Origin of the sequence: Arcobacter suis CECT 7833, from assembly GCF_003544815.1 — a bacterium.
Classification (GTDB): domain Bacteria; phylum Campylobacterota; class Campylobacteria; order Campylobacterales; family Arcobacteraceae; genus Aliarcobacter; species Aliarcobacter suis.
In genome coordinates this window covers 965035-983963 of the sequence record NZ_CP032100.1, presented here as the reverse complement: position 1 = coordinate 983963, position 18929 = coordinate 965035, and the positions used below count along the sequence as shown (strand labels likewise).

Sequence of the window (18929 nt, the reverse complement as noted above, 5' to 3'; positions counted from 1 at the left end):
CTTATACTCCTAAAAACTTATTTAGATTTTCCATTGCTTTGGCTTTTACATTAACATCGTCCAAAAAGCCCTCAACCAAACCATTAAATCCACTTACATATCTTCGTCCACCAAAATCTATTAGATTTATTTTTTTTATTGAACCTGGTTCAAATCTCACCGAAGTTCCAGCTGCAACATCAAGTCTTTTTCCATAAGCTTGGTTTCTATCAAAACTTAAAGCACTATTTACTTCAAAGAAGTGATAGTGAGAACCTATTTGAACTGGTCTATCACCTTTGTTTTCCACTTCAATAGTAATAATTTGTTTATTTGCATTTAGTTCTATTTCACCCTCATCTACTATATATTCCCCTGGAATCATAGAAGTTTTAGAGTAAGGAATTGGATTATGAACAGTAACAAGTTTTGTACCATCATCAAAAGTAGCTTCAACTTGAACCATTTGCATCATGGAAGCCACTCCTTCCATAACCTCATCTTCTTTTAAAACTTTTGTAGCATCAACCATAAGTTGGGCAACACTTTTTCCATCTCTTGCACCCTCGATTATATATGAGCTTAAAATTGCTGTAGCTTCTGGAAAGTTTAGTTTCAAACCTCTATTTTTTCTCTCATGTGCTAGACATGAAGCTGTATAAAGCATTAGTTTTTCTTGTTCACGATTTGTAAGAAACATTTTTACCTCTTTATTGTTTACCTAAATTAAAACTCTTTTTATTTAATTGTTTTCTATATAGTTCCCAAACTTTTGTAATTTTTGTTTTTAGTTCAAACATATTATTCGAACTAATAGAACCTAGAATAATTTTTTTTTGTTTACTATATGAAAAACTCTCAAAATTTTCTAGATGTAAGCTGTTTAAAAATTGCTCATTATGGTTAGTTTTTATATAAAACTTTGCAAAAATGAAATTAACACTGTTTTTTCTAGTGATATAATCTTTTAATTCATCACCTAAAATATCGAATTTTTCTATATATTCTAGTTTTTCATTTTCAAAAAATCTGTTTTTTATTTTCATTTTTGAGAAATCAAAATTCTCAAAACTTCTTCCACGACTCAAAATATCAGTGTAAAAGAAAGTTGAATTTTCATCGCTTTTTAGATTAAAAAACTGAATATATCGAGAGTCTTTATATAAAATCAACTCATCATTTATAAACTCTAAATTTGAGTTATTTTTCAAAACAATATCAATTTTTTGGATTCCATACTCTTTTTGTGACTGATAGATTTTTGTAGCTGATTCGGTTGTTAAGATTAAATTTGAATTATCAAGGTTTAAAGATGTTCTGATTTTATCCTTTGGAAAAATTCCTTCTCCAATATTTAATAACTTTATATAATTTTCATTATCGTTAAAATAATAGTGTCTTGAGGGAAGTTGTAATTTATCTAAAGAAAATTTGTCATCTTTAAAAGCAAATTTAATACTCATTTTTCTCCTAAAGCTCTTTTGTCTGTAAATATTTTATCAAAAAAATATAGATTACTTTTTCTTCAGCTGTATAAATATTATATAGATTTGGGCTATTGATTTTTCAGCTTAAAAATACTTTCTTATATAAAAAATTTATACTGACATATACTTCCTAATAATCTCATCACTAAGTTGCACTATCTCACCATTTGCCACAACACTTCCCCTATCTATTACATAAAAGTCATCACCATGTCTTCTTGCAAAGGGTAGTTTTTGCTCTACTAGCAATACTGTGATTTGTTCTTCTTTGGTTAGATAATCAATAACTTGTCCTATTTGAGCTACGATATTTGGTTGGATTCCTTCACTTGGTTCATCTAGAATTAGAAAGTTTGGGTCGATACATAAAGCTCTTCCAATTGCTAACTGCTGTTGTTGACCTCCACTTAAATCTCCACCTTTTCTATTTGCCATATCTTTTAGAACTGGAAATAAATCGTAGATTTTATCTGGGATTTTTTTGATTTTATTTCTATTTGTCATCACTCCAATTTCAAGATTTTCTTTTACAGTTAGCTGTGAGAAAATCTCTCTTCCTTGTGGAACATAACCTATTGCAATTCCTGCTCTTTGGAAGTCTGAAAGTTTTGAGATGTCATTTCCCTCATAGATTATTTTTCCATCTTTTATAGGAAGTAATCCCATAATTACTTTACTGATAGTTGTTTTTCCAACTCCATTTCTTCCCATAAGACAAGTGCATCTTCCTTTTTTTATCTCTAAATCCAAATCCCATAAAGTGTGGCTTTGTCCGTAATATTGGTTTATTTTTTCTAGTTTTAACATTTTATTCCCCTAGGTAAACTTTTCGCACTTTTTCGTTATTTTGGATTGAGTCCATAGAACCCTCAGCCAAAACAGAACCCTCATGTAAAACTGTCACTTTTTTTGCGATACTTCTTATAAATTCCATATCATGTTCCACAACTACAACTGCATTATTTACAGCTAAACTTGTCAAAATTTCTGCTGTTTTTTCCACTTCTTGTGGTGTCATTCCTGCAACTGGTTCATCCACAAGTAAAAGTTTTGGTTCTTGCATAATTAACATTCCTATTTCTAGCCACTGTTTTTGACCGTGCGATAAAATCCCTGCTTCAAGATTATAAAGTTCTTTTAGACCTATTAGTTTCATGGTTTCTTCGATTTTGTCTTTTTGCTCTGAACTCAACTTTGAAAAAAGTGTTTTAAAAAATCTTTTATCATCTTTCATAGCAAGTTCTAGGTTTTCAAAAACTGTGTGATTTTGAAAAACTGTTGGCTTTTGAAACTTTCTTCCAATTCCTATTTGGGCGATTGTTGGCTCATCTAAACTCAATAAATCAACAGCTTCTCCAAAAATCACACTTCCTGAATCTGGTCTTGTTTTACCTGTTACAACATCCATCATTGTTGATTTTCCAGCTCCATTTGCTCCGATGATACATCTTAGTTCCCCATAATTTATAGAAAAACTAAGATTATTTAAAGCCTTAAATCCATCAAAACTAACACTTACACCATCCACAAGAAGAATTCTACTTCCTATTTTTAAATCTCCGATATTATCTTCATTTCTATTTCTTAAAGATACCATTATGAAGCCTTTCTTTTTTCATTTATCATGGCTATTAACCCAACTATTCCCTTAGGAAGATATAAAGTAACTACCACAAATAATCCACCAAGAGCATATAACCAAACTTCTGGAAGTGCAGACGTGAAATAAGTACTTGCAAGACTTACCACAATAGCGCCAATAATCGCTCCATACAAAGTTCCTCGTCCACCAATAGCAACCCAAATTACTAACTCAATAGAAAAAAGTGGAGAAAATACATTTGGATTTATGATTGCAACTTGAGGCACATATAAAGCTCCTGCAATTCCTGCAAGCACGGCTGAAACGACAAATATAAAAAGTTTATATTGCTCAACTTTATAACCCAAAAATCTCACTCTACTTTCAGCATCTCTTATTGAGATTACAACTCGACCTAGTCTTGAATTTATGATAAATCTGCAAATCAAATATCCTAAAACCAAAGCAAAAAAAGTGATTATCAATAAAGCAACCCTTGTACTATCCGCTGATAAATCAAAGCCAAAAATATCTTTGAAATCTGTCAAACCATTGTTTCCACCAAAACCCATATCATTTCTAAAAAATGCCAACATCAAAGCATAAGTTAAAGCTTGAGTTATGATTGATAAATAAACTCCTGTTACCCTACTTCTAAATGCAAACCAACCAAATACAAAAGCCAAAATTGCTGGAACTATCATCACCATTAAAATTGCAAATATTGGATTATCAAAACCCATCCAAAACCAAGGAAGTTCTTTTAAGTTCATAAATACCATAAAGTCTGGAAGTTCAGCATTTCCATAAACTCCCCTATCTCCAATTTGACGCATTAAATACATGGCAAAGGCATATCCACCAAGTGCAAAAAAAGCCCCATGACCTAGACTTAAAATCCCTAAATATCCCCAAACTAAGTCCAAAGCCAATGCCAAAAGTGCAAAAGCTAAATATTTTCCCAAAATCGTAACTGTAAAAGTTGAGATATGAAAAACTGAGCTTTCAGGAATAAACAAATTACAAAATGCAACCACAAACACAACAACAGCCAAAGATGATAAAACTACTTTTCCACCCTTGTCATTTTCTAAAATTCTTAAAATTATTGATTTATTTTCCATTTTTTAATCCTGTGCATCTCGACCTTTTTGAGGAAATAATCCTCTAGGTCTTTTTTGTATAAATAAGATAATAAACACAAGTATGATAACTTTTGCCAAAATCGCACCTGCAAGTGGCTCAATAAATTTATTTATCTCTCCTAGTGTAAATGAAGCGATTAGCGTTCCCCATAAATTTCCCACTCCACCAAATACAACAACCATAAATGAATCAACAATATAAGCTTGTCCAAGATTTGGTCCTACATTTGTAAGCTGTGATAAAGCAACGCCAGCAACGCCAGCGATTCCTGAACCAATCCCAAAAGTGATTGCATCTATTTTACTTGATTGGATTCCCATAGCTCTTGCTATTGGTCTATTTTGAGAAACAGCTCGAACTTTTAGTCCTAATGATGTTTTTTTCATCACATAAAGAATCGCAAAAAATACAATAAAAGCGAAAATCACAACATACAATCTATTGTAAGTCAAAGATAAAGCCCCATTTATTTCCAAAGCTCCACTCATCCAAGATGGTGTTTTTACCTCTTGATTTAGAGGAGAAAATATTGTTCTCACCACTTGTTGTAAAATCAAACTTATCCCAAAAGTTGCCAATAATGTCTCAAGTGGTCTTCCATAAAGATGTCTAATAACCAATCTTTCAATAGCAATTCCCACTAATCCACTTATTATAAATGCAGCAGGAATTGCGATGATTACAGAATACTCAATCATATTTGGCATTAATTGTTGGATTGTATAAGTTGTATACGCTCCAATCATTATTAACTCCCCGTGAGCCATATTTATTACTTTCATAACCCCAAAAGTAATCGCTAAACCAATAGCAGCTAAAAGTAAAACTGAACCTTGAGAAAGCCCAAAAAATGCAGTTTCAATAAATGAATAAATAGATTTACTAAATTCTATTTCATTTAAAGCATTTTTAACTGCCTCTTTTATTTTTTCATCATTTGACTCTTTTAAACCAGTCAAAGTTTCAAGTGATTTTGCAGATAAAAATCCACCAAGTTCACTTATAGCTTTTAGTTGTTCTTCACCTCTTGAAAACTTTGCAGTTATGTTTGCAAGGCTCTCAAGTAAAATATCTTTTATTGAAGATTTTTTTTCACTTTTTAAAGCCTCTAAAATAATCTCTTTATCTTGCTCTTCTAAGTTTTCCAAGATATTTTTTGCTGCATTTAATCTTTTGTTTTCATCTTTTGCAAAAAGATTTATTTTTGCCAATGAGGCTTTTATAACACTTCTTAATTTATTATTTATTTTTACTTTTGAAAAATCATCTTGATTAGCATTTGAAATAACATTATTAGTAAATATAGATTTAAAACTATCTTTCTCTAAAAATAGGATTTCATTGCTTTGATTTTGAAAATATAAATTTCCTAAAAGCATATTTTGTAATAAAATTTCTAATCTTTGTTCATCTTTATAATTTATTATTAACTCATTTAAAACATCTTCTTTTACTTTGAAACTATTATCTGATAATTTGCTAGATAACTCCTCAAAAGTAGAAGAGTATGAAAATGAGAAAATCAATAAATTAAGGAGTATTATTTTTAAAATATTCATTTTTATTTCCTTAAGAGAAATATGGAAGAAAACTCTTCCATATTTTGATTTGTTATTTAGTACCTACACATTTTTTAGTAACTGTGTTGTAACTTCCACAATTAACTGGTTTTGTCCAATCAGCGATTAAATCTTTTGATCCTGGTAAGAAATCAGACCAAGCATCACCTTCAATTTCTTTTGTTGAAGAAACAGTTTCAAATTGACCATCTTCTTGAATTTCACCGATTAATACAGGTTTTGTAATATGGTGATTTGGTAGCATTTTTGCAGTTCCACCTGTTAAGTTTGGAACACTTAATCCAATAATTGCATCACTAACTTTTGCAACATCAGTAGTTCCAGCTTTTTCGACAGCTTTTACCCATAGATTAAACCCGATATATGTAGCTTCCATTGGGTCGTTTGTAACTCTTTTGTCATCTTTGATAAATTTGTGCCATGTTGAAATGAAATCTTTATTGATTTTTGTATCAGCACTTTCAAAATAATTCCATGCAGCTAAATGTCCAACTAAAGGTTTTGTATCAATTCCTGAAAGTTCTTCTTCACCAACAGAGAATGCAATAACTGGAATCTCTTCAGCTTTTACACCTTGGTTTCCTAACTCTTTATAAAATGGAATATTTGCATCTCCATTGATAGTTGAAACAACTGCTGTTTTTGTTCCAGTTGAACCAAATTTTTTAATATCAGATACAATTGATTGCCAATCAGAGTGACCAAATGGCGTATAATTAATCATAATATCTTCTTTTTTAATACCTTTAGAGATTAAATAAGCCTCTAAGATTTTGTTTGTAGTTCTTGGATAAACATAGTCCGTTCCAGCTAAAACAAATCTTTTTACACCCATCTCTTTGATTAAATAATCAACAGCTGGAATTGCTTGTTGGTTTGGCGCAGCACCTGTATAGAATACATTTTTGCTTGACTCTTCACCCTCGTATTGAACAGGGTAAAATAATAAACCATTTAACTCTTCAACAACTGGAAGAACTGATTTTCTAGAAACTGATGTCCAACAACCAAATGTAACATCAACTTTATCTTGAGTTAATAATCCTCTCATTTTTTCAGCAAATAAAGGCCAGTTTGAAGCTGGGTCAACAACTACTGGTTCAAGTTTTTTACCTAAAATTCCACCTTTTTTATTTTGCTCATCAATCAACATTAAAACCGTATCTTTTAATGTAGTCTCAGAAATAGCCATAGTTCCAGATAAAGAGTGTAAAACCCCAACTTTGATAGTATCAGCAGCATGAACTAACATTCCACCAAGTAACGCAGAAGTAACGATTGCTTTTGCAAATAATCTTTTCATAAAATCTCCTTTTAGTTTAAGTCCTTTTGACTTCTAAGCGAAGTATAAAAAAGAAGTGTTGTTTTAGTGTTGTTTTTGATGTGAGTTGGGAATGGTTAGTGTATAGAATTTAGACAACTTGAAAATAATAAAAAATAGTTATACACTTACTAAAACAAAAAAATAGAGGATAATACTATGACAAATAGGAAAATCAGAGCTTTTCAGCATATTATGGAAAGTGAATCTTTTGATATTATAAAAGAAATATTGCCAAAAGAATGGCTAATAAGAGAATATCGTCCTGATTACGGTATCGATTTATCAATTGAAATTTTTAAATATATTGATGCTGAAAAAAGAAAAGCTGAAACTTTGGGAGAACACTTATTTATTCAAGTTAAATCTGTAGAAAAATTAAAAGTCCAAAAAATCAAAGTAAAGTCTCGTGATAATGTAGCAAAATATAAATTAAAGGAGAAGGAAGAATTTATAGAAATTGATGTTATCAAACATCAATTAGAAACTAGTGAATTAAAAACTATACAATCAATGGGTTCAGGGGTACCTGTTTTGCTATTTTATGTTACCCTTGACACAAAACAAATATTTTTTATTTGTTTAAACGATTTGATTGATAAATGTATTATTCCAAAAGATTCTGATTATTTAAGAAAAGATTCTAAAATATTATACATACCATATAAAAATGAGATTGTTTCATCTTATGAAGGATTAATTCCTATAAGATTTTTTGCAAAACGACAAAAATTATATTCAGCTTTTAATTTATTCAATTATCAGAATGAAGAGATTGGATATAACTATGCACTAAAGAATGAAGAATTTATAAATATGATTAAACATTTTATAAATTTATTAGAATTACTCGATATTTGGAAGGATATTGAAATGTGGCAAATCTTAAATATAATTTTTGGTGAATTAATGCAATTAAAAAAATATATTTATAGTAATAATATTGATATATATAAACTTAAACTTTCTATAGAAGAAATGTGGCGAAGATTAAATATTTTAGGACGTAATTATGAAGAATTATGTCGAGAATGGTTTTTACCTACTTATATGTCAACTTATCTTTCTTATAATAAATAATTTCAAAACTTTTTTTCTTCGTTCCCAAGCTCTAGCTTATCTTCGTTCCCAAGTTCTACTTGGGAATGCATACTCTAATACCAATAAATAAATTTCCTCTATTCTAAGCTCTAAATTTATTCTTTTTAAAATCAAGAGAAAAATAACAATTTGCAATATTTTTAAAGCAAAACTAATTTTTTTGATAAAGTTATAAAACAACTTTTCAAAGGTGATTTTATGGATAATATTTCAAATATTGTACTTTACAATGATGGAGAATTAGAACTAAAAGTTTCTGTAAATGAAGAAACAATTTGGCTTACACAAAAGCAACTGTCGGAGCTTTTTAGTGTTGAAATACATACTATTAATTATCATATTAAAAATATTTATAAACAAAAAGAACTAAATAAAAATTCAACTATTCGAATTTTTCGAATAGTTCAAAAAGAAGGAAATAGAGAGATTCAAAGAAATATTGAACACTATAATCTTGATATGATTATATCAATAGGATATAGAGTAAACTCAATTACAGCTACAAAATTCCGTCAATGGGCAACATCTATTTTAAAAAATTACATTAAAAATGGCTATGTAATAAATGCAGATAAAATTACTAATGAAAGATTTGTAAATTTAGAAAATGATGTAAATATTTTAAAATCTCAAATGAATGATGTCAAGTCACTTATAAAAAACAATACTATAGAAACAACTCAAGGCATTTTCTATGATGGACAAATTTATGACTCTTATAGTTTTATTTCTGATTTATTAAGAAGTGCAAAAAGTGAAATTATTCTAATAGATAACTATATAGATGATACAGTTTTAACTCTATTTTCAAAAACATCAAATATAAAAGTAACTATTTATACAAATATTATTTCTAAACAACTCAAACTTGATTTTGAAAAATACTCAAAGCAATACAATAATATCACGCTAAGAACTTTCAAAAATTCTCACGATAGATTTCTGATTATTGATAATCAAGAAATTTATCATATTGGTGCTAGTTTGAAGGATTTGGGTAAAAAATGGTTTGCTTTTTCTAAGATAAATTTGGAAATATCAGAACTATTAGAAAAATTAAAAGAATAAAAATTTAATCTTTAATCTTGATATTTAATTCTCAATAACTGTAATAAGAAGAAAAATTAACAGCTAATTAACAATGTCATTATATTATTTTTTCTTTCATTTCAAGGAGACAATAAGTGATAGGAAAAAGAATTAATATTAGACATTTAAGTCTAGCTACAATTTTAGTTTTAAGCACAAAACTATTTGCACAAGATGAAGTTATTTCATTAGATACTATTTCTGTAATAGAAAATAATTCAAATGTAACGCAGGGAACGGATTCTTATACTACTGATTATATGAATACTTCTACAAAATTAGACCTATCTATAAAAGATACACCACAGACAATTACTGTAATTACTTCAAAAGAGATTGAAGACAAAAATATCACTAGTTATAAAGATGTGTTAAGTAATATAGCAGGTGTTACGTTAAATAATAGAGGAACAAATGTAGTTTCAGCTGCAAGAGGTTTTGACATTACTTATTACAAAGTTGATGGTTCACCCTCATATTCAACTACAAGTCAAAACGATTTTGATATGGCAATATATGATAGAGTTGAAGTTGTAAAAGGAGCAAATGGTCTAATGACAGGACAAGGAGACCCTTCATTGAGTATGAATTTTATTAGAAAACATGCTAATAGCAAAAAATTTGAAGGAAGTTTAACTTTAGATGCTGGTTCATGGGATTCATATTCTCAAACGATTGATATGTCAACACCTTTAACGCAAGATAAAAAAGTAAGAGGTCGAGTTGTATTAAAAAATGAAAATTCAAAAGACTTTTATGACAATTTTGATAAAGACAATACTCTTTTTTATGGAATTATTGATGCTGATTTAAGTGATGAAACTTCTGTTTCTATAGGTACTTTTTATGATAATATGTATAGAGGTGGTGCTTGGTTTTGGGCATTGCCTGCTTTTTATTCAGATGGAACAAGAACAGATTTTCCAAGGTCAACTTCACTTACAAAAGATTGGGCTTATTGGGATATGGAAACAAAAGAAGTTTTTGGAAATATAAAACACTATATTTATGATGACATAACTTTTAATCTTTCAAGCTCTTTTAGAAGAATTTATGAAAGAACTCACACTTTAAGATTTACAGGTTCATTAAACAAAGTTAATGGTAGTGGAATGAATGTGAGTCAATATGCAGATCATGTTACATATGATGAGATGAATTTAGATTCTTATTTTGATGTTCCTTTTAATGTTTTAAATCTTTCTCAAGAGATTATTGCAGGAGGTACATATAATAAATCAAAAGATTCAGATGAATATAGACAAGCCTTTGAGTCAGTATCGAACCTTTTTGATTACGATGGAAAAGCACTTCTTACAAATACAGCTTATACAACTGGTTTTCCAGAAGAAACTGAACAAATAGGAATCTATTTAGTTGGTAGATTTTCTTTAACTCAAAGACTTAATCTAATCACAGGAGCAAGGCTATCAACTTGGAAATATCATAGTGATGATAAAACTGTTGAAGATAGAGAGTTCAAAAATGAGTTAACTCCTTATGCTGGTTTAGTTTATGAATTAGATGATAATCACTCTTTATTTGTAAGTTATACAGATATTTTTAAAACACAAAGAGTAAAAGATATAAATGAAAAATATCTAGATCCAATTGTAGGTAAAAATTATGAAACAGGTATAAAAGGTGAATATTTTGATGGAAAATTAAACACATCTTTCTCATTATTTAAAATAATACAAGACAATGTTCCTCAAGTAATTGACGGAGTAACACTATCTGATGGAAGTTATGCATATGAAGCAAAAAAAGGTGTTGAAAGTAAGGGTTATGAAGTCTCTTTAGCTGGAGAACTTACTGATAAATTAGATACAACTTTTTCTTTAGCAAAATTTGAAGCAAAAGATGCAAAAAATGAAAAAGTAAATACAAAACAATCCAGAGCTACTGCAAATTTATTTACAAATTATAAGTTAAATAAAGATTTAGATGTAGGAGCTGGATTAAAATATTACAGTAAATATTATACAGGAACAGGAAATTCATATATTGAACAAAAAGATTATTTATTAGCAAATACAATGATGAAATATAAATTAGATAAAAATACCTCTGTTCAATTAAATGTAAATAATTTATTTGATAAAAAATATTATGAAGGAATTGGTAATTATTGGATGGTTTATGGTGAACCAAGAAATTTTAATGTTTCAGTCAAATATAATTTTTAATTATTTTAAATTTATAGTTTTGATATACTTATTAAAATAATGATATTAATAAGAAAGAAAACTATGATAAAAACACCATTTTTAGCAGTTGATGGAATAATAAAACTATATGATGAAAAAGAAAATTTTCAAGGAATAGTTTTAATTGAACGATTAAACAGACCTCTTGGAGTAGCAATTCCTGGCGGATTTGTAGATATTGGTGAAACTGTTGAAAATGCAGTTATTCGTGAGATGAAAGAAGAGACTTCATTAGATGTTTCAATTGAGTCACTTCTTGGAGTTTATTCAGACCCAAAAAGAGATGAGAGATTTCACACAGCTTCTGTGGTTTATGTTTGCAAAGCTTATGGAAAACCTATTGCTCAAGATGATGCAAAAGAGGTTTATGTTTATAAACTGGATGAACTTCCACTTGAAAAGTTGGTTTTTGACCATAAACAAATTATTTTGGATTTTATAGAAAAAGATAATTTATCAATAAGAACTATTTAAAAAACCCAAAAGTTTTTAAAATAGTTCTTGTTCCACCAGCTGCGATTGTTTGTTCTGCTCTAAAAGTTAAGTCTGAAATATTTTTTAATAAATCCATCAATTCTTGATATTTAAACTCATTTATTAAATTTTTTATATGATTTTGTAATTCAAGTGATAATTTATACTCTTTTATCAAAGATAAAATTTCTTCATTATTCATCAATAAAACTTGTTCATTTAGTTTTTCTAAAAACTCTTTTGAAAGATTTTTCAACTCTTGTGATATATCAATTTTTTCTTCTTTTTCTTCATATTCAAACTCTATATTTAGATATTTTTTTAGCATTAATAAAATATCTTTTTCTTCAACTGGTTTTGGTAAAAAGTCATTTGCACCAGATTTTATTGCTTGTTTTTTGTCCTCTTCAAAAACATTTGCAGATAAAGCAATGATTGGAATATTTGAGTTCTTCTGTTTTTTCCTTATAATCTGCATAGTTTGTAAACCATCAAGTTCTTCCATCAAAATATCCATAAAAATCAAATCTATTTTTTGATTTTCATCTTGTTTTTCAAAAACCTCAAGTGCCATTAATCCACTATTTGCTTCAAGTGTTTTAAAGCCATAAAACCCTAAAAGTTGTACTATTAAATCCCTATTTTCTTTTATATCATCAACTACTAAAATTGTTTTTTCATCTTGAAAATTTTTTATTCCTTTTATCTCTTTAGTTTGTGATTTTAAAGTTAATTCATCAATATTTGCTTTTTCATAATTTATACTAAAATAAAACTCACTTCCTTTGTTTATTTGGCTTTTAACATAAATCGTTCCACCCATCAAAGTAATTAATTCTTTTGTGATTGCTAAACCTAAACCTGTTCCTTGTTGGGTGTAATTGTCAAGTTTTACTTGCTCAAATGGTTTGAAAATTTTTTCTTGATTTTTTATATCAATTCCAATTCCAGTATCTTTTACCTCGAAAAATAGCTTATTATTTAAAGTATAAATATATAAAGAAATCTCTCCTTCATTTGTAAACTTCAAAGAATTCCCTAACAAATTTATAAGAATTTGTCTAAGTCTTTGCTCATCAGCTTTTATAAAATTTGGCAAAGAAGAGGAAAGACTTATAACAAATTTTAAATTTTTTGCTTCACATCTAAAGGCAAAAGTATCTTCTATTTCCTTTATCAATTCAAAAAAATCAAAGTTTTTTGGATTTATTTCTATTTTTCCAGCTTCAATTTTTGAAAGTTCTAAAATCTCATTTATGATATTTAGTAGATGTTCACCACTTTTTTTGATGATATTTAGATTCTCTTTTTCTTGAATAGTAGCATTCATAGATTTTTTTAGAATATTTGCAAAACCTAAAATTGCATTTAATGGAGTTCTTAATTCATGGCTCATTCTTGCTAAAAAAATAGATTTTGCTTGGTTTGCATTTTTTGCATCTTCCATAGCAAGTTTTAGTTGATGTTCACTTGTAACTAATTTTTCGGTATTTTCTTTGAAAATCTCAACAGCTCCTATCATATCTCCCATTTCATCATCGAACTCATTTTTTTCTATTTCCACATTTATTTCATTTGTTGAGAGTTTTAACATCACGATTCTTAATAAATCCATAGGATAAATGATTCTAAATAAAATGATAAAAAATGACATTAAAAACAAAATTATTGAAAGAATTACTATTGCATTTACATTAAATTCTTGTTCATTTACACTCTTTTTTGCCTCTTCAACTTTTTGTTTTGTTCTATTTTCAAAGGCTTTATAAAACCTATCAAGTGGTTCCATGATTCTGATTTTTGCAAGATGATATTGTGATGAATGCATTAATTCTCTAGCTAAAACAAAATCAGGTTTGCCCTTGATTATGTAATTTCCTTTTTTATCTTGAAAAATTCCTTTTATTGCATTCATGGCTTTATGTTCAAGATTTGTTAAATCATCAGATTCATTTTGAGAAATAAAAAGTAAATTTAACTCTGATTCTGGGAAATTTGCATTTTTCATCAATTCTCGAAGTGGTATTTTATCACCATCAAGTAAAGGTTTTATTCCTTCCAAAGTCAAAAAATCCCAAAAAATTCCATTATATCTTTTGGGTCTTGGAAGTTCTCCATTTCGTATGGCTAAAACTGTTTTATATTGTTCTTCAAACATAGAGTTTCCAGTTATTACATAAGTTCGTGCCATTCTTGTTAAATCATCACTACTTTGTCTTAACTCATCTGCTAGAATCAAAGATTTATATTGCATATTGTATGCATCTTCAAGTTTTATGGTAGCTTTTTGATATTTATTTATGACAACTGCCACACAAATAAAGGAAACTGTATTTAAAATAAACAGCAACATAAATAATTTCTTTAATTTCAAACTAAATCCTAATTAATTTTTATCTATAATCTTAACAAACTACAATATGTAAAAAGAATAACTATATGGATAAAAAATACACAATACTAATAATAGATGATAAAACTGAGAATTTACACTACTTAAATACTCTTTTAAAAGAAGAAAATTATTTGGTTCGAGCTTCAACTGATCCAATATTTGCCATAAACTCTTCAAAAGTAAATCCACCAAATTTGATTCTTTTGGATATAAAAATGCCAAATCTAGATGGATTTGAAGTTTGTAAACTTCTTAAAAATGAAGAAAATTTAAAAGATATTCCAATTATTTTTATAAGTGCTTTAGATGATGTACAAAGTAAAATAAAAGCTTTTGAAGAAGGAGGAGTTGATTATATTACTAAACCTTTTGAAAAAGAGGAAGTTCTTGCACGAATAAAAACCCAACTAAATATTTTTGAAAGTAAAAAAACTATCTCAAATCTTTTGGAGCAACAAGACTTTTTCCTAAAAAAAATCATCCATGAAATGAACACACCACTAAGTATAATAAATCTAAATATTGATAATTTAGAGTCAATTTTAGGTTATAAAGAGCAGTTTGAAACTATGAAAGCTTCAACAAAATCTCTATCTTCAATATACAATGATTTGTATTACTTAAGTAAAAAAGAGAAAAGAGTTTCTGAAATATCAAATATAAATTTAGTAAGATTTTTATCTTCAAGATTAGCTTTTTTTGATGAGATGGCAAATGTAAAAAATATTGATATAAGTTTAGATATTCATGAAGAGTTCGATATTTTAATGGATTCTTATGAGTTAGAAAGAGTTATTGATAACACTTTATCAAACGCTATAAAATACTCTTTTGAAGATTCAAATATAGATATTATTTTGGACTCTAAAGAAGATATTTATAAACTTGAAATAAAAAATGAAGGAATAGAGATTGCTGATACAAAAGTAATTTTTAATGCCTATTATCAACAAAAAGATAAAAATATCGGGTTTGGATTAGGACTTAGTATTGTAAAAGAGATTTGTGATAAATATGAGATAAAAATAGAAGTTAACTCTTTAAATAATCAAACAACTTTTTCTTATATCTTCCCTAAAAATCTCATTATCAAAGGAGAAAATCTATGAAAATATTTTTACTTGAAGATGATTTTGCTTTAAATAAAATCATAAAACTCTCTTTACAAAATAGAGGTTTTTTTGTGGATAGTTTTAGTGATGGTTACAAAGCTGTTGATGTGATTTTAAATAGTAAATATGATTTATATATTTTGGATTTAAATGTTTTGGGATTTGATGGACACAAGGTTTTAGAGTTTATTAGAAAAGATGATTTAACTGTTCCAATTATTATGATAAGTGCTGAAATTGATATTGAAAATATCAAAAAATCTTACACTTTAGGTTGTAATGATTATATTAAAAAACCTTTTGATTTTGAAGAGTTGTTTTTACGAATCCAATATCATTTAAGCCATATAAAAAAAGATGAAAATAGTTATTTTATAGTAGATTTAGGGTATGACTTTTCTTTTAATTTACTTGAGCAAACTTTGTTTAAATCAAATAATGAAATAGAACTTACTAGTAAAGAAAAACTACTTTTAAGCCTACTTGTAAAAAATATAAATAACACAGTTACAAATGAAATGATTCACGAATATGTTTGGGATAGTAAAGAAATGGAAGCGGTAAGCATGAGAACAATTGTTCATAAACTAAAGAAAAAACTAAAAAACGGAATGATTTTAAACCTAAGAGCAATTGGCTATAAACTTATAAAATAGCCAACTTACTTTTAAATTTTTTTATTTAATACTTCCCAATTTTTGAATATTTGAAAGTGAAATAAGATGAGCTGTGATTAAAGAATAAGCATTTTTTGCACAAATATCATCTTTTTTCTTTTTGCTTAAATGTTTTAATTTTTCTTCATTTATAACATAAAAGCCACCTAAAGTGAATTTTTCATTTTTACTATTTAAAATATTTACAACTTTTTCTTCAAGTAATTCCCAGCTTTCTAACTGTTTTATAAACTCATTTGTTGAAAGAGAATCTGCATAATATTGATTTAAAAAACCTATTGCTTTATTTAAAAACTCGCTATTGTTTCCATTTTCATCAAATAGTTTTTTTGAAGACTCTTTTTCATTTAAATACTCAGCATCTATTGCAACTACCATCTCTTTTTTATTTTCTTGATTTACAAGAATAAAAGGATAACTTCTCAGAAAAGCTGGAATATAATGTAACTCTTTCCATTTTCCTTTTTTATCTACAAATAAATTTTCACCCTCTTTATATCCTAAAAGAGCCGTTGAAAACCATTTATTATCTTTATCTTTTGCAAAAAATATAGGATAATTTTTACAAGCCTCAAAAAACTCTGATAATGCAATTGGTGCATTTATTAGATTTTTTGAATATAAAAAATCAGTAACTTCGGCTACACCTTTGTTTTTGTGTTGAATTTTGTTTAATACTTCTAATTTTTTGTACACATTGTTCCCTTTTTATTTTTGAATTATCAATTTTTGTTACTTTTATCCAGATTAATGTTTTTTGCTTTTACTTCATCTTTACCAACAAATTCTTTAGAATTTGCATCATTTACTATTAATTTTGCAATTTCATCTGTCAAAACTGCAACATCATGTGTTTGTGCTGCAACATTTGCATTTTGTTGTGTTTGTTGATCCAATTGTGTTACAGCCATATTTATTTGTTCAATTCCAGTTAATTGTTCTTTACTTGACATTTCAATATCTTGAATTAGATTTATTGTATTAACAATATTTTGATTTAATTCTTTATATCCTTCTATCATGTGATTTGCTATATCTTTTCCATCATTCGCTTTTTTTGTAGCATTTTCAACTATTGATTTTATCTCTTTAGCTGCTTCTGCACTTCTTGAAGCTAGGTTTCGCACTTCTGCTGCAACAACTGCAAATCCTTTTCCTGCTTCTCCTGCTGTTGCTGCTTCTACGGCTGCGTTTAAAGAAAGAATATTTGTTTGAAATGCTATTTGATCAATAATACTTATTGCATCTGTTATTAGATTAACTTGTACATTTATTTCATCCATTGCAATTGTTGTTTGGTTTGCCAGTTTTTCTCCATCATTTGCCGATGCTGTTACACTATTTGAGTAACTTGCCATTTTTTGGATATTTTGAGTATTGTTTCTGATATTTGATGTTATCTCTTCTAATGCGGCTGCTGTTTCTTCCAAAGATGCAGCTGCTTCATTTGAACTGATATTTAACTTATCTACATTTGCAAGTAATATATTTGAGCTTTCATCTAATGTTAATCCATTTGATTTATTCTCAACTAATATGCTAGTTAATGTTTGTTGTAGAGTATTTAAACCATTTACTAGGTTTTCAAAAACTCCACCTTTTTCATCATTTTTTTCCATTTTTAAAACTGCTCTAAAATCATTTCTTGAATAAGAATCCAAAACATCATTTACGTGAATAAATCTAGTTCTTGTATTTTTTATCATTTCATTTACATTATTTTTAAACTCTTCTAAAGAAGCATTTGAAGTTGACTTTTCTATAAATTGTCCATACCATCCATTATTTACTCTTGTCATTACTACTTTTGCATCTTCAATCAATAAATTATCATCTTCTATTAATTTTTGAGTTTTTACAATATTTTCATTAACTACATTTGCCATTTCTCCAAATTCATCTTTTGAGTTAATGTCCAAAAGAGTTACACTTGTTGTTTCCCTATTTAAAAAAGAAAAAAAGTTTAATAATTCTGTTTTTAAACTATTTAATTTTCCAGTAATATCCGAAATAATCATATACGATAAAATAAATATAATCAAAAAAGAAATAAATATAGTAAATATTATTATGCTTCTACTTGTATTATAAATATCTTCGGCTATTAAAGTTTCTTTTTTTGCTACTTCTAATTGTAAAGAAATTAAAGCTGAGATTTTTTCACCAATTGGATCAATTTTTGGATAAAGTTCATTAATTGTTATTTTTGTAATTGATTCTAAATCTTTATTTACACAACTTTGTTTGATTTTATCAACAACAGCATCACCAACTTTCATAAGTTGACTAACTTCTTTTGATAAAACATCTTCTTCTTTTGTTAAAGATGTTGATAAATATTTATTCCAATTAGTCTTTATTTTATTTTGAGCGTTATCTATATTTGAAATACATTTATCAAACTGAAAATTTCCATTTCTTGTTTGATGAGTTGTATCAACAATATTTACAGCATATTCATCTGCAATAATTTTTAATTGCTCTAGTGGAACAACTCTATCATTATAAACTCTTACTAAACCACTATTTACTTCTTTTAACTTAAAAGTTCCTAATATTCCTAATATTAATATTCCAATTAATGCAACTAAAGAAAGTAATGACAGTTTTGACTTTGTTTTTAGATTTTGTAGCACTTCTACTCCTGATTATTTTTTAACTATTTGTATAATTATAACAAATAAATAGTATTAATCTAATATCATTTCGTTAAACTGTAAATTCTAAAGAATAATAAGATAGAATTACTCTTATTTAAAAGAGACAAGGAATAATA

The 18929-nt window shown here is 27.6% G+C and carries 16 protein-coding genes; 6 read left to right on the top strand and 10 right to left on the bottom strand.

Annotation, left to right across the window (positions count from 1 at the left end; genetic code table 11):
* Nucleotide 1: 1 nt before the first annotated feature.
* From ASUIS_RS05100 to urtA, 7 genes are all read right to left on the bottom strand, one after another.
* On the bottom strand, nt 2-679 hold the full coding sequence (locus ASUIS_RS05100) for an urease subunit beta (protein ID WP_118885993.1): 678 nt from the start codon (nt 677-679) through the stop codon (nt 2-4).
* A gap of 10 nt (nt 680-689) precedes the next feature.
* Nucleotides 690-1442, bottom strand: coding sequence for an urease accessory protein UreD (locus tag ASUIS_RS05095; RefSeq protein ID WP_118885992.1), 753 nt, complete (start codon nt 1440-1442; stop codon nt 690-692).
* A gap of 135 nt (nt 1443-1577) precedes the next feature.
* A complete protein-coding gene (gene urtE, locus ASUIS_RS05090; RefSeq protein WP_118885991.1) occupies nt 1578-2273 on the bottom strand; it encodes an urea ABC transporter ATP-binding subunit UrtE in 696 nt (231 codons plus the stop codon).
* 1 nt (nt 2274) lies between these two features.
* Nucleotides 2275-3063: an urea ABC transporter ATP-binding protein UrtD gene (gene urtD / locus ASUIS_RS05085; protein ID WP_118885990.1), complete on the bottom strand. Its 789-nt coding sequence runs from the start codon at nt 3061-3063 to the stop codon at nt 2275-2277.
* Nucleotides 3063-4172 carry an urea ABC transporter permease subunit UrtC gene (gene urtC / locus ASUIS_RS05080; RefSeq protein ID WP_118885989.1) on the bottom strand — a complete coding sequence of 370 codons (1110 nt, stop codon included), beginning with the start codon at nt 4170-4172 and terminating at the stop codon, nt 3063-3065. Before urtC ends, urtD begins: the two co-directional genes overlap by 1 nt.
* Before the next feature lie 3 nt (nt 4173-4175).
* Entirely contained in the window at nt 4176-5753 is a 1578-nt protein-coding gene (gene urtB, locus ASUIS_RS05075; protein WP_118885988.1) for an urea ABC transporter permease subunit UrtB, read from the bottom strand.
* A gap of 52 nt (nt 5754-5805) precedes the next feature.
* On the bottom strand, nt 5806-7077 hold the full coding sequence (gene urtA / locus ASUIS_RS05070) for an urea ABC transporter substrate-binding protein (protein ID WP_118885987.1): 1272 nt from the start codon (nt 7075-7077) through the stop codon (nt 5806-5808).
* A 177-nt stretch (nt 7078-7254) separates the two neighbouring features.
* Between urtA and ASUIS_RS05065 the strand changes: the two genes are divergently transcribed.
* The 4 genes from ASUIS_RS05065 (at nt 7255) to ASUIS_RS05050 (ending at nt 11969) form a co-directional block, all read left to right on the top strand.
* Nucleotides 7255-8175, top strand: coding sequence for a DUF4365 domain-containing protein (locus ASUIS_RS05065; protein ID WP_118885986.1), 921 nt, complete (start codon nt 7255-7257; stop codon nt 8173-8175).
* 219 nt (nt 8176-8394) lie between these two features.
* On the top strand, nt 8395-9264 hold the full coding sequence (rhuM, locus tag ASUIS_RS05060; protein ID WP_118885985.1) for a RhuM family protein: 870 nt from the start codon (nt 8395-8397) through the stop codon (nt 9262-9264).
* A gap of 116 nt (nt 9265-9380) precedes the next feature.
* On the top strand, nt 9381-11474 hold the full coding sequence (locus ASUIS_RS05055; protein WP_118885984.1) for a TonB-dependent siderophore receptor: 2094 nt from the start codon (nt 9381-9383) through the stop codon (nt 11472-11474).
* A gap of 63 nt (nt 11475-11537) precedes the next feature.
* The gene (locus ASUIS_RS05050; protein WP_118885983.1) at nt 11538-11969 is read left to right on the top strand and encodes an NUDIX domain-containing protein; all 432 of its coding nucleotides are present in this window, start codon (nt 11538-11540) and stop codon (nt 11967-11969) included.
* Here ASUIS_RS05050 and ASUIS_RS05045 read toward each other — a convergent pair.
* Nucleotides 11962-14322: an ATP-binding protein gene (locus tag ASUIS_RS05045; RefSeq protein WP_226799990.1), complete on the bottom strand. Its 2361-nt coding sequence runs from the start codon at nt 14320-14322 to the stop codon at nt 11962-11964. The two genes, ASUIS_RS05050 and ASUIS_RS05045, sit on opposite strands and share 8 nt — an antisense overlap.
* An 86-nt stretch (nt 14323-14408) precedes the next feature.
* Here ASUIS_RS05045 and ASUIS_RS05040 point away from each other — a divergent pair, with 86 nt between their 5' ends.
* Both ASUIS_RS05040 and ASUIS_RS05035 read left to right on the top strand, forming a co-directional pair.
* Nucleotides 14409-15473, top strand: a complete 1065-nt coding sequence (locus ASUIS_RS05040) for a hybrid sensor histidine kinase/response regulator (RefSeq protein WP_118885981.1) — start codon at nt 14409-14411, stop codon at nt 15471-15473.
* Nucleotides 15470-16132 (top strand): response regulator transcription factor, encoded by a 663-nt coding sequence (locus tag ASUIS_RS05035; RefSeq protein WP_118885980.1) that lies wholly within the window; start codon nt 15470-15472, stop codon nt 16130-16132. Before ASUIS_RS05040 ends, ASUIS_RS05035 begins: the two co-directional genes overlap by 4 nt.
* Nucleotides 16133-16153: 21 nt before the next feature.
* Here the strand turns inward: ASUIS_RS05035 and ASUIS_RS05030 are convergent, their stop codons facing one another.
* Both ASUIS_RS05030 and ASUIS_RS05025 read right to left on the bottom strand, forming a co-directional pair.
* On the bottom strand, nt 16154-16849 hold the full coding sequence (locus ASUIS_RS05030) for a SapC family protein (protein WP_118885979.1): 696 nt from the start codon (nt 16847-16849) through the stop codon (nt 16154-16156).
* A 26-nt stretch (nt 16850-16875) separates the two neighbouring features.
* Nucleotides 16876-18789: a HAMP domain-containing methyl-accepting chemotaxis protein gene (locus tag ASUIS_RS05025; protein WP_118885978.1), complete on the bottom strand. Its 1914-nt coding sequence runs from the start codon at nt 18787-18789 to the stop codon at nt 16876-16878.
* Nucleotides 18790-18929 lie beyond the last annotated feature (140 nt).